At 40.8% G+C, this 11,614-nt stretch carries 12 protein-coding genes and 1 tRNA gene; 4 read left to right on the forward strand and 9 right to left on the reverse strand.

The features are described from left to right. Window positions 1-98: 98 nt before the first annotated feature. The 4 genes from RMX98_RS35400 to RMX98_RS35415 are packed head-to-tail and all read right to left on the reverse strand — an operon-like array spanning window position 99 to window position 1,743. Complete coding sequence (locus tag RMX98_RS35400) at window positions 99-953, reverse strand: hypothetical protein (RefSeq protein WP_322679402.1); 855 nt, start codon at window positions 951-953, stop codon at window positions 99-101. Between the two features lie 16 nt (window positions 954-969). Next, window positions 970-1,146 carry a helix-turn-helix domain-containing protein gene (locus RMX98_RS35405; RefSeq protein ID WP_322679403.1) on the reverse strand — a complete coding sequence of 59 codons (177 nt, stop codon included), beginning with the start codon at window positions 1,144-1,146 and terminating at the stop codon, window positions 970-972. A 2-nt stretch (window positions 1,147-1,148) separates the two neighbouring features. Beyond that, window positions 1,149-1,271: a hypothetical protein gene (locus tag RMX98_RS35410; RefSeq protein ID WP_322679404.1), complete on the reverse strand. Its 123-nt coding sequence runs from the start codon at window positions 1,269-1,271 to the stop codon at window positions 1,149-1,151. Between the two features lie 19 nt (window positions 1,272-1,290). Next, window positions 1,291-1,743 (reverse strand): MerR family transcriptional regulator, encoded by a 453-nt coding sequence (locus tag RMX98_RS35415; RefSeq protein WP_322679405.1) that lies wholly within the window; start codon window positions 1,741-1,743, stop codon window positions 1,291-1,293. 85 nt (window positions 1,744-1,828) lie between these two features. Between RMX98_RS35415 and cas12k the strand changes: the two genes are divergently transcribed. Then, a complete protein-coding gene (cas12k, locus tag RMX98_RS35420; protein WP_322679413.1) occupies window positions 1,829-2,584 on the forward strand; it encodes a type V CRISPR-associated protein Cas12k in 756 nt (251 codons plus the stop codon). A gap of 621 nt (window positions 2,585-3,205) precedes the next feature. On the opposite strand, the gene RMX98_RS35425 is transcribed toward cas12k, so the two are convergent. Together RMX98_RS35425 and RMX98_RS35430 are read right to left on the reverse strand one after the other, a co-directional pair. Continuing rightward, window positions 3,206-3,276, reverse strand: a tRNA-Cys gene (locus RMX98_RS35425). A 239-nt stretch (window positions 3,277-3,515) separates the two neighbouring features. Then, the gene (locus tag RMX98_RS35430) at window positions 3,516-4,106 is read right to left on the reverse strand and encodes a chromophore lyase CpcT/CpeT (protein WP_322679406.1); all 591 of its coding nucleotides are present in this window, start codon (window positions 4,104-4,106) and stop codon (window positions 3,516-3,518) included. A 227-nt stretch (window positions 4,107-4,333) separates the two neighbouring features. Between RMX98_RS35430 and RMX98_RS35435 the strand changes: the two genes are divergently transcribed. Then, window positions 4,334-5,563: a hypothetical protein gene (locus tag RMX98_RS35435; protein ID WP_322679407.1), complete on the forward strand. Its 1,230-nt coding sequence runs from the start codon at window positions 4,334-4,336 to the stop codon at window positions 5,561-5,563. Between the two features lie 386 nt (window positions 5,564-5,949). On the opposite strand, the gene RMX98_RS35440 is transcribed toward RMX98_RS35435, so the two are convergent. Continuing rightward, window positions 5,950-6,414, reverse strand: coding sequence for a cupin domain-containing protein (locus RMX98_RS35440; RefSeq protein ID WP_322679408.1), 465 nt, complete (start codon window positions 6,412-6,414; stop codon window positions 5,950-5,952). Window positions 6,415-6,852: 438 nt separating this feature from the next. Between RMX98_RS35440 and RMX98_RS35445 the strand changes: the two genes are divergently transcribed. After that, window positions 6,853-7,941, forward strand: coding sequence for a DNA polymerase beta superfamily protein (locus tag RMX98_RS35445; RefSeq protein ID WP_322679409.1), 1,089 nt, complete (start codon window positions 6,853-6,855; stop codon window positions 7,939-7,941). Between the two features lie 143 nt (window positions 7,942-8,084). On the opposite strand, the gene RMX98_RS35450 is transcribed toward RMX98_RS35445, so the two are convergent. Together RMX98_RS35450 and bchI are read right to left on the reverse strand one after the other, a co-directional pair. Beyond that, on the reverse strand, window positions 8,085-8,381 hold the full coding sequence (locus RMX98_RS35450) for a hypothetical protein (RefSeq protein ID WP_322679410.1): 297 nt from the start codon (window positions 8,379-8,381) through the stop codon (window positions 8,085-8,087). Between the two features lie 151 nt (window positions 8,382-8,532). Continuing rightward, window positions 8,533-9,657, reverse strand: coding sequence for a magnesium chelatase ATPase subunit I (gene bchI / locus RMX98_RS35455; RefSeq protein WP_322679411.1), 1,125 nt, complete (start codon window positions 9,655-9,657; stop codon window positions 8,533-8,535). A 446-nt stretch (window positions 9,658-10,103) separates the two neighbouring features. Here bchI and RMX98_RS35460 point away from each other — a divergent pair, with 446 nt between their 5' ends. Further along, entirely contained in the window at window positions 10,104-11,354 is a 1,251-nt protein-coding gene (locus RMX98_RS35460; protein ID WP_409881920.1) for a glycoside hydrolase family 10 protein, read from the forward strand. Window positions 11,355-11,614: the final 260 nt, after the last annotated feature.

The raw sequence follows: 11,614 nt of genomic DNA on the forward strand, positions 1-11,614 counted from the left end.
CTCCAACAAGCAGCAGTAAAGCTGGGTAAATCAGTGCGAACAGTACGGCGACTGATTGATAAATGAGAGCAAGAAGGGTTAGTAGGACTTACTCAAACTCAACGTGCAGACAAAGGAAAACACCGAGTCAATGTTCTAGCTATTAAATCAGGTATAGGCGCGCTTATAATATTATTTCCATAATCATTAAATCCTGTCCCTCGACAAGGATATATTATAGAAAATTCTAAGAGTGGACTTATATCATACATTTTAAAACGACGGTCTCTTGCTTGTCGCTTTTTATAGAGGTTGGTTAACTGCTTTTGATCGCCTGCTATCTGACTAATAGCTAAAGATATACCTTGCTCATCTGGAATATTAATTCCCTTAGAATTGGCCTGACGTATTATATCATCCAGTGAAAAAGTTGAATATTGGCGTAAATATGAAGATATAACGAACATCAAATTGATAAACTCAGGTACAGATACACCATTAAGATTCTCAAATTCTTTAATTAAATCAAATTTAGGTACTCCTTTCTTGCCGACTAAAGTAGGTGGAATTTCATGATATAGGTATATTGGTCTAGTAAATTGGCTATAATTAGAAATGTTAACTGGGAATTGCTGGTTTACTACTCTAATTAAGAGAAATATAGGATTCGATTCATTAAAATTAGTGTGTAAATCATTATCGAAAGTTATTGGATCTATGCTCTGATATTTCCAGACCAGATTGAGAAGTTTAGTTAAATTCCCAGAAGATATACCTTTCTTCTGCTGTATGTTTTTGCTTGGACAAGAGAATCTAATAGCAAATAAAGCTGCTCCTGCAACTATAAAAGGATGCTCTGCTGTTTTTCCATAAATATGTAACGAGTGTAAAATATCTCCCAATCTAAATTTTCTGAATTCAGAACCTATTTTAGATTCAAACTTATCCAAATCTTCTAAAGTGTTAATTTTCATTTTTGTATTAACTCTTTCATGTAAGTGATTTAATACCGAGTATAAGATAACCACCTCCTAGACTGGGTTGATTAGAAAATGCACTAATAGTCTCCCAGCAGCTTTTACTAACTTCTGAGCCTTTTTTTGCTTCTATTTCTACATCTTCATCTTCGGTGATCAGGAGTTCCCAGAGGTCATCAAAGGAAAGCATTTTTATTGATCTCCTCCTTGTGGTTCGAGATACTTCGCTGCTTCCTGGGTTTCACGAATAGTACAAGTTGCGTCCCATATCCAGATTTTCAGGGATTTGTCCTCATTACCCTTATGTTCAACCATCTATGTTTTCGTAGCTCCTTTAAGCTTTTAATTTTTGCTGTAGTTGCTGATAAATCTGATCTAACCATACGGGAATTACAGGCTTACCTTCCACTACAGAAGCGATCGCTTTTTCTCGGTCAAACTCCACAAGGGAAAGCATCAACCCTGTTCCTCCCTTGGTAGCTTTTTCTCCTACTGCTCCCAACAGCATAAAACGCTTTCCCTGACCAGATTTAAACAACTCCGGCTCTTTGTCTTTCAGGGTTTTGACCGTTTCACCAGCCAGATCAAAACTCAATCCAGCAGACAAAAAATATACCATCACAGCCAATTCCACCAAATTGGCTTTTGAGTAATAAATACTACGTCCTGTTCCCGTTTCGCTGATAACGGGAACAATTACCCCCTTCTCTCGCCAGTACTGGAGTTGACGCAGGGTACAGCCTGTGATTTCAGCCGCTTGTTTGCTCGTAAAAAATGTCTCTTGCATGAAATAATTTTACACACGGCTATTTATAGGACAAATATGTTATTATTAGACATATTTGTTTTAAAGTGTCATAAGCCAAATCACGATTCAGTGTCGTTTGGTTACTAGTGCATCTACCCGCCAATACTTATGGAAGTTAATGGCAGAGCAAAACACGCCTCTGATTAACGAGTTATTGGAACAATTGGGACATCACCCAGACCTGGAAAATTGGCGACAAAAAGCTAGAATCCCTGCTGATATCGTCAAGCAACTATGTCTGACACTCAAAACTGACTCGCGCTATAGTGGTCAACCTTCTCGGTTTTATGCCAGTGCGATCGCATTGGTGAATTACACTTATAAATCGTGGCTGGCCTTAATGAAGCGGTTGCAGTCCCAACTCGATAGCAAAACCTACTGGCTGGAAATGCTCAAAAGTGATGCTGAATTAGTTAAAATCTGTAGCGCGTCCTTGGATGGAATTTGCACTAAAGCAACTGAAATTTTGGCTCAAATTGCTCCAGTTGATACAATTGACACTCAACAGCCAAAGACCAGCAAAGTTAAAAAAAGCAAAAAATCTGCACTTTCACAGACTGATGGTGTTCAGCACACACCTCAAACAAGCGATCGCCATCTATTTAACACCTTATTTGAAATTTACCGCAATACCGAAGACATCCTGATCGGCATAGTGTCCATTAGTGGAGTTATGGCAGATTTTGAGTGTATTCAAACTCAAGCGACGAAAGCTGGAATTGTTATAGAACAGGGGAAACAGCCTATCAGAGGAAGCCCACAACAGAAAGCAAAAGAGTTGGCCATCGCCGCCTATAAATCACGCCAAATAGCTGATTGACAAAAACTTGAACCTTGAAAATAGAATAAGTAATAGCGCCGCAGTTCATGTTGTAATCAACCCCTGAACTGTGAAAAGTTTGGGTTAGTTTGACTGTAGGAACACAGTCGTGCTTTCTGACCCTAGTAGCTGCCCACCTTGAAGCTGCTATCTCTTGTAAACAGGAATCAGGTGCGCCCCCAGTAATAGAGGTGCGGGTTTACCGCAGCGGTGAGTCCATTTGCCGGGGAGATTTTCTTTCCGGCAAAGTGGCGAACCCAAAGGGTGGCGTGACCGTTTCACCTCCGACCAAGGAGCAACCCATCTTAATTATTTTTGATCGGGGTTAAAGATTCAAGTAGTTTCAACTCCAGTTCTGACATTAGGAGGGTTGAAAGATTCTTAGAGGATAAGGATAAAATGAGCGCGTCTCTAGGTTGCTTTAAAAATCCCTTCAAAGGGATATCTACATATTAAGGTTTTAGTCAACTACTAAAACTTTGCTAAATTTATGGTGGGTTGAAAGGTAAGGCAGAGGTCTGCCTTTGTCATAGGTGTCCGTTTGTAGTTGTGACAAAAAATCTGTTAACAGTGACATCAATCTGTTAACAGTGACAAATAATTAGTTAATGTACAATTTGAAGGCGGCACCCGGATTTGAACCGGGGGTGGAGGTTTTGCAGACCTCTGCCTTACCACTTGGCTATGCCGCCACAGAAACATCCTCTAAACTACTTTAATCTTCCTAAGATGTCTTAGTAAGCATTAGTAGCCATGTGACACTAGTTTAACCATGATAGCATAGGATTCTAAGGTAGAGATAGTAGGTTAACTGGATGTTTCTGGTATTCTTTAAATGATCTGATCGCTAAAAAATTTTAATCACAGGTTGATTGCAGTACAAACAACTCTTAGCAGATTAAAGAGGCTTTAATTCCTCACCATTGACTTGTTACACTTTTACTTCCTCGGCAAAATTACTCCAACGGACAAAGTGAAATGGGCCGGCGATGGAACCCCAAAGACGTTCATCAGTCTCTAAATCTCTTCCCCGGTCAAGGCTGAAAAATTCTTTAGCGTCAATCTCAAATTCGTTATCCAGATAAGTATTTTTGCCGTCACGTACCACTATGCAGCCTTTGCCAGGTTCAACTCTGCCTTTAAAGCTATTACCTGTCCATTCTACAATCATGTTGCAACCTGACATTTTTTCCAATTGGTCAACGGACAACTCTTTGAGGCGTTCGGGTTCACGAGATGCACCGTAAAATTTTTGTTCTTCTTTAACGGTGTAGTGTTCAATTGCAATGTGATTTTCTGCCTGAATCAACTTCATTACCCGCATCCTGTAGGGTTGATTGAGCATAAAATCATAAGCTTGTTCGAGAAATAAACTTACCCCCGAAAACAATTCTAAGGGAAGGGGACGGATACACACACGGATATGGGCATAAAAAGGCGGATTTTCAAAAGCTTGCTCTTGATTGCTAAAGTCGGCTGCCATCCAGCGCGCTAAAGTGACGATATCAGTAGAATGAGTCATTACAAGATGATTAAGTGTTTGCTTAAAAATTATCTAGGATTATTTTGACACTCCCTAGACTCAAAAATCCCGGTCGCGATCGCAATTTTTCAATTTAGATATACTATGGATGCTCTGACTGGAGAAAATCATGATGCTTCAGTACAAGTTAAGCTGCTGGCTTCCACTTTACTCTTTTTGATGAATTGTAAAATTACTTTATCTAACCAACTTAAGGCAAAATACTTATGCTCAAACGTTTAATTGTGATCGTTGCTACTACTATAGTCTTTAGCAGTTCCTTGACGTTGGCAGAGAGTCAGAAGCCCAAACCACCAGATAAGTTTCCTCCTAATCCTCTAGAGATTACCACACCCGATCCACTGTCACCACGTTCGCCCAAAGATAAAGAGCCGTTAACTCCTCAAGAACAGCAAAAGTTAGAAGCAGCGTTGGATGCATTAAATCAAGAAGCTGCGGCAAAATTGCAAGCAGGTGAACCGGAAGCAGCATTTGAAATTTGGAACCGAGAATTGCGTTTGCGGCGCTTTTTAAGTTCATTAGCACAGGTGCAAGCATTATCACGAGTTGGCGCGATCGCTTGGAATCAAAATAATGGCCAAGAAGTACAATATATTACGCAGCGATTGCAAGCAATTCAAAAACAGGTGCAATCTAAGAAAAAAACCGACCCAATTGATCTAGAATTGTGGCGATCGCTAGGTCAAGCTTACCAAAACGTGCGATCGTCTAAACTAGCGATAGAAGCTTACAACCAAGTTTTGCTAGTAGTACGACAGCAAAAAGATCCAATCGCACTAGTAGAAACCCTCAAGACAATTGGAGAGGTGCACTTGAGTTGGTTTGATTATCGCAAAGCTGCGCCAATCTACGAAGAATTGTTGAGTTTAGCTACATCCCTTGGCGAACGTGCAAACGAGGTAACATATCTGCAACGACTGGCTTACATTTACGAGCAGACCAACCAACCGCAGCAGTCATTGAATGTACTTAATAAATTAGCAGAAATTTACGTCAACGAAAATAATCTTAGTAAAATACCAGAATTAAAGCTAGCGATCGCCTCAGATTACGAATTTCTAGCTAAGAAAGATCATAACTTACTGTTAGAAGCTTTTAAAAATTATCAGGAAGCTTATACCACTGCTTGGCAATTACAGCAATATGTTCGTGCTGCTGAAGCCTTGCAGAAATTAATTGCGCTGTATCGTTCTCAAGGACAAACAGACGAGGCTTTACAGGCTAGTCAAATTCTTTTGCAAACACACCTGCAAACCGCTAACTTTTACGGAATGATGCAAGCCTATGACCAAATTGGACAATTATATCTAGAACGCAAAGAGTTTCCTCAAGCACTGACAGCTTTTCAAAAAGGGTTAAAACTGGCGCAACAACTTAAACATGAGGAAGCATACTTTACTGGGCAAATTCAAAAACTGTCGAAAGCAAAATTATAAGAGACCATTTTTAATTATAATAAAGTAAATTTGCTGTTGCCCGGTAGTAGTAGTAACTTAAAGTACTAAGCGTTGGGTCAGGATTTAGAGATATCGAGCCTTTTAGAGGTACATTTCCAGGTACGGAAAGTAACTGAACCTGTGTAGAGTCACTAGTATCACAACGCCAGTAACATCCGCACCAGCAATCACGGGCAGCGAATAATCAATCATATACTTGAACCTATCCCACTATTCTAAAAATTCCTAGTTCTTTTTGTAAAATGTGCTTGAAAACCTTGATTGTTCGTTTTCATTTCTCAATAAGCTTAAGCTTTTTAGCACAAATATTATTAATGGGATAGGTTCGTTATAAGATAGGTTGTAATTAGTAACACCGTCGATAATTAAATCTCTACTGGCTCCTGATCAAATTTACCCATTAATTCTACAAGAGCTTTGTTGTCTGGTTTCTGCCCATCCTTGAGCAGTTTGGCTAACCCTTCAAAATACTTTTCGCGTTCTCCTGCTGGACAAAACATAATTAATAATTTTCCAGGCTGAGTTCCTCGGTTAGCGAATGTATGAGGCGTATTACGTGGAACTAACACAAACGCCCCTGGTTGTCCCTGCACTACCTGATTACCAACTTGAATTTCTATTTCTCCTTCTAATACATAAAACATTTCTTCCATTTCTCGATGAATATGTAATACTGGAGCAGTTCCACCTGGCTGTATTAAGTTTTCAAACAATCCCAAGTGGCCATGAGTATCAGCACCAACTACCTTAAATGTTATTTCGCTATTACCAGTAGTTAGATGATTACCTTCTCCTGGTGCTAAAACAATTTCTTTAACTGGTAAACTCATAAACACTCCTACTATAATTTGGATGCTCAAGCGTTTTTTCAATCAGTAGTAGATTATATCCCTCTTTTGTTACTTTAGGAAGAGAAAAACTAGCAAGGGATTCAACTAGCAAGAGGGAAACTGACTAAAGAAGCGCGAAAATCATTCAGGAAGTCAATTAATTTCAAAAAGCAACGTTATGATTATCATTACTTAAAGCATGAATATTTAATTCCTCAAAGTCATGTCTGAACATGACTTTTCCAGGTACCGTGAAAAGTCAGATGTCTGAACAGGGTGTTGGTGAATTCCACTTTTATCCAGTCTCGTCAATATTTAGACACGTTTGCCCTGGCAAGAAGTTTAATCTCTGAAGATAATTAAAAATTCTTTCTTTACTCTCCACCTCGCCACCTACTTAACTCATGAGTTAGGATGGCTATATTTTAATTAGATGATATGAAAAGAATAGAAGTTGAGCAAAGAACTATTTTAATTGGTTTGGCAGGTAGCCACGGTTATGGTTTAAATCGTCCTAATTCTGACTTTGATTATCGAGGAGTATTTATCGCACCCAAGAGGTATTACTTAGGATTTGATCCTATAGAACAAAAAGATAGTGGTTGGGATGAACCAGGAATATTTCCATTTCTAGATGGCAACAAAGACACAGTTATATATGAATTAAGAAAAATCCTCCAGTTATTAGCGGGCGCAAATCCCAATGTTTTAGAATTGCTTTGGTTAAAGAATTATCCTTTTTTAAGTGCAGGAGGACAGCATTTAATCGAGCATAAACAGTTATTTTTGAGTAAGAAGGTAAAACATACTTATACTGGTTATGCTTTTGCCCAAATCAAAAAGATGGAAACTCACCGGAAATGGTTGTTAAATCCACCGCAAAAAAAACCAATACCATCTGACTTCGCCATCGAAGATGAAGCACCCCTTAGCAAAGATGAGCTAAATGCTTTCCTGGAGTATCTTTATAATTTAATCAGAGGCCGGATTGAGTTTTTGGAAGAAGCAGAACAATTATATAAGTTGCTGACAGCAGATATTGATTTTAAAGGGGTGTTAAAACAATATACTTTATCCGATGAAACTTTGGAATATACCCAAAAGTTAACCAATAGTCGTAAAGATTTTATCCGCCTGCTTCAGAAAAGCCAAAGCTATCAAATAGCTTTAAGAGAATGGAAAGCTTACTTATCTTGGCAGGAAAATAGAAATCCGGCTAGGGCAGAAATGGAAAAAAAGTCGGGTTTTGACCTCAAACATGGGATGCACTGCATTAGATTGTTACGCAGTGGAGTAGAAATATTACAGCGAGGTGAAGTAATTGTAGATAGGAGAATAGCTGGTGATGTTGAGGATTTAAAAGCTATTTTAACAGGTGAGTATTCTTATGAACAGGTGATGAAAATGGCAGAAGATTTGGTCGCGGAAATGGAAATTGTTTACGAAAAATCTGCTCTACCTCACAAACCTGATTTGGAGCAAATTAATGAGTTGTGTATGGAATTGGTGGAAATGCAGAATTGGTGATTAGGTATGGGGTGTGGGGCACTTGTACTGAGTTTCGACTACGCTCAACTACCGATGGGAAAAGGGAAAAGGGACAAGGAGGGAGCTTTCCTTTCCCCTTTGGCGTTGCCATCTCCCCCTGCCCCCTGCTTCCCCATTCCCCATTAAAGAGCATACATTAAGTCAGCAAAACCATAGAGGCTGATGATGAGTAATAGGGATGCTGTTAGTTGGGTAATTCGTGTCTGGGGTGAGGGGGCGATCGCTTCCCGCACTAAGATGGAAATAGATGCCCCAACTACTAAGCTCAAGCCTAAAATTAAATAGGGTCTGTCGGGTAAAATACTGGCTATTGCCAGCATGGCGATCGCTAATAAGAGCATCAATAATTCTACAAATCTGGGCGGGTTGTATTGGCTAGATAGAACAAAGGTGTTAAACCAAAAAGAGCAAAATCTCATAGTCAGTGTTGAGTGCTGTTAGCGAATAGCTATGGTTTAGGCTATGTTGAGTTAGATGCCAATTTTAGATTTTGAATTTTCGATTTTGGATTGAAGGAAAAATCCAAAATCGTTCGACTGAGCGAAGTCGAAGTCCAAAATCCAAAATTAATTAGCTCCTAGCCCCTAATTTTTGACCTGTGCCGTTTTTTTGTACCGTATCACTTTCTGGTAGTTCGACACCAAAGACGCGGCTAAAAACTTTGGCGACTTTGTAGCCAGAATCAATCGATTCTAAGGGGTCTTTCCGCAGTCTGTGACGCAAGCATAGGGTAATTACGCGATGGATATCATCAATTGTGACTTCAGTGCGTCCTTCATAAGCTGTTAAGGCTTTGGCTGCGCGGTTACTAACAATGTCACCCCGCAAACCATCTACATCCAGTTCTGAACAGACTTCAGAAATTTTTACCCGTAGATCGTAGTCAATTTTCACTTCTGGCAAAAGCTTTTGAGCATTGATAATTTGCTCTTGCAATGCTTCTTGCTGGGGTTTGTAGTTTTCGAGAAATACTGGCGGATTTTGATCAAAATCCGCCCGTTGTTCTACGATTTGCACCCGCAAGGCTGGTTCTTTTACTGTGTGAATTTCAGCGTGCATCCCAAAGCGATCGAGTAATTGGGGGCGTAGTTCGCCTTCTTCTGGGTTTCCAGAACCCACAAGCACAAAACGCGCTGGATGACGGATAGAAATACCTTCTCGTTCTACAGTGTTCCATCCACTGGCAGCAGAGTCGAGTAACACGTCTACAAGGTGGTCATCTAGTAAGTTGACTTCATCTACATAGAGAATGCCTCGGTTAGCCTTTGCCAGCAGTCCCGGTTCAAAAGCTTTGACACCTTCAGATAAAGCTTTCTCAATGTCGATCGTGCCACAAACTCGGTCTTCTGTAGCTCCTAGCGGCAGGTCTACCATTTGGACTTTTTTTTGAGTTACAGGAATTTCCGCCCCTTGTTCTAAAAGTTGACGGACTTCATCGCTCATCAAGTCGGGGTCGCTAGGATCGCTACTGAAAGGATCATTGGCAACCACAGAAATTTCTGGCAGCAGATCCGCCAGTGCCCGGATAGTTGTGGATTTACCGGTGCCGCGATCGCCCATGATCATTACACCACCAATTTTGGGGTCAATCACGTTCAATAGCAGCGCCAGTTTCATTTCTTCCTGGCCCACAATTGCCGTAAAAGGAAATACTACGCGACGCGCACTTGCCGTGGATTGAGCAGTTGGACTCACTAAATTACCTTAACAATATTTTTCTTATTACAGTTCTCTATTGTGACACAGGTAGGGCATGGGGGAATGTGAAGATGAGAAGCAGGGGAGGCAGGGGAGGCAGGGAGCAGGGGAGGCAGGGGAGCAGGGGAGCAGGGGAGCAGGGGAGCAGTTGCAGTAAGTCTTTCTCCTCTGCCCCTCTGCCCTTCTGCCCCTCTGCCCCTCTGCCCCTCTGCCCCATTCCCCATACCAAATATTATTGGGCACAAATGCTTATTAGCTGCGTCAACTATCTTAATTTGTCTGCTTTAGTTTTTCTGGTGCAAAAGTTCCATAAGCAGGGAACGAATAACTACCAACTTATCAAGTCGTAGTAAGCATAAATACTTGTAGACTATATGCTTAGTAGGTTCAATCATAAAAGCGATCAATTGTGTGTGTGGGTAGCTAATGCATCATTCAAATCTATGAAATTATCTTTTATTATTCAAAGTTTGCGGCGTAGATGTATAGCAGCTTGTCGTCAAACATTGCTCAAGTCTCTTTTTCCCATTCTCATTTTAATATCCTTTGTTACGGTATTGCTGTTAGACAGTTTCATCCCTGCAATCAGCGAAGGTGGTGGCTTCAGTGCGATCGCACAGATACCCCGTCAAGAAATTCGCGGGGTTTGGATGACCAATAATGATTTTGACACCCTCAAGAGTCGCGATAAAGTGCAAGATGCAGTCAGTCAACTCCGACGGCTGAACTTCAATACAATCTATCCTGTGGTGTGGAATTCTGGCTATGTGATGTATCCTAGCGCCCTAGCACAGCGTGCAGGTATTCAACCTTTTGTCTACAAAGGTTCAGATGGACATGATATTCTTGCAGACCTCATTACTCAAGCCCATCGCAAAGGATTGCTAGTCATTCCCTGGTTTGAGTTTGGTTTTATGGCTCCCCCAACTTCAGAACTAGCACTAAATTACCCGAATTGGTTCACACAAAAGCGGGATGGTAGCCAAACTTCAAATAGTGCAGCAGGTGAGGTGATGTGGCTCAATCCGTTCCTTCCGCAAGTGCAAGAGTTCATCACTAATCTTGTGCTGGAAACTGTGACTCAATATGATGCCGATGGCATTCAGTTTGACGATCACATGAGTTTGCCTCACGAATTTGGCTACGACCAATATACAGTTTCTTTGTACACCAAAGAAACGAAGAATCCTCCCCCAAATAATTCCCAAGATGCAGCATGGGTAAAGTGGCGGGCAGATAAAATTACGGCATTCATGGTAAAACTTAACCAAGCTGTGAAACAGAGAAAACCCCAGGCGATTTTCTCTGTTTCTCCTAACTACTATGATTTTGCTTACAAGTTTCACTTGCAAGATTGGCTAAGTTGGATGCGGCAAAATATTGTGGACGAATTAATTATGCAAGTTTATCGTCCGGATCTGCAAAGTTTTGTGGCAAATATTTCCCGCCCGGAAATTCAAGAAGCACAAAAAACAATTCCAACTGGAATTGGGATTATGACAGGGTTACGAAATAACCCGGTTCCCATACAGCAAATTAAGTCTCAGGTGCGGGCTGTCCAAGAACGCGGTTTAGGCGTAACCTTCTTTTATTATGAAAGCCTTTGGAACGATGCCCTAGAATCTTTAGAGGAGCGACAAGCTGGATTTGAAAATCTCTTTCCATCTCCCGCACTCCGCGCCAGAGTTGAATAACTTTTCTATTCAATATTAGGTTATAGCAATGCGATTTGATTTCTAGGGAAGAGGCAATAGGGAAGAGGCAATAGGCAATAGGCAATAGGGAAGAGGCAAGAGGGAAGAGGCAATAGGCAATAGGGAAGAAGCGTCTTTGAGTTGTACTGAATTTTTTCAGAAATAAAATATGAGTCCTATAATGACAGGACTTACGCAACTGTCACAAGCAATGGCGCGGTGTAGCCGCGCCGCGCGCCAAGCAACTACACGATAAACAT

The sequence above is a fragment of the Nostoc sp. DedQUE02 genome (assembly GCF_034531035.1).
Lineage (GTDB): Bacteria > Cyanobacteriota > Cyanobacteriia > Cyanobacteriales > Nostocaceae > Nostoc.

Bases quoted from the DNA above. Each gene is read 5' to 3' on its own strand.
- RMX98_RS35460 (WP_409881920.1), top strand. From the start codon at position 10,104: ATGAAATTATCTTTTATTATTCAAAGTTTGCGGCGTAGATGTATAGCA.
- RMX98_RS35430 (WP_322679406.1), bottom strand. From the start codon at position 4,106: ATGACTCATTCTACTGATATCGTCACTTTAGCGCGCTGGATGGCAGCC.
- RMX98_RS35450 (WP_322679410.1), bottom strand. From the start codon at position 8,381: ATGAGATTTTGCTCTTTTTGGTTTAACACCTTTGTTCTATCTAGCCAA.
- RMX98_RS35400 (WP_322679402.1), bottom strand. From the start codon at position 953: ATGAAAATTAACACTTTAGAAGATTTGGATAAGTTTGAATCTAAAATA.
- RMX98_RS35445 (WP_322679409.1), top strand. From the start codon at position 6,853: ATGAAAAGAATAGAAGTTGAGCAAAGAACTATTTTAATTGGTTTGGCA.
- RMX98_RS35440 (WP_322679408.1), bottom strand. From the start codon at position 6,414: ATGAGTTTACCAGTTAAAGAAATTGTTTTAGCACCAGGAGAAGGTAAT.
- RMX98_RS35405 (WP_322679403.1), bottom strand. From the start codon at position 1,146: ATGCTTTCCTTTGATGACCTCTGGGAACTCCTGATCACCGAAGATGAA.
- RMX98_RS35410 (WP_322679404.1), bottom strand. From the start codon at position 1,271: ATGGTTGAACATAAGGGTAATGAGGACAAATCCCTGAAAATCTGGATA.
- RMX98_RS35415 (WP_322679405.1), bottom strand. From the start codon at position 1,743: ATGCAAGAGACATTTTTTACGAGCAAACAAGCGGCTGAAATCACAGGC.
- RMX98_RS35435 (WP_322679407.1), top strand. From the start codon at position 4,334: ATGCTCAAACGTTTAATTGTGATCGTTGCTACTACTATAGTCTTTAGC.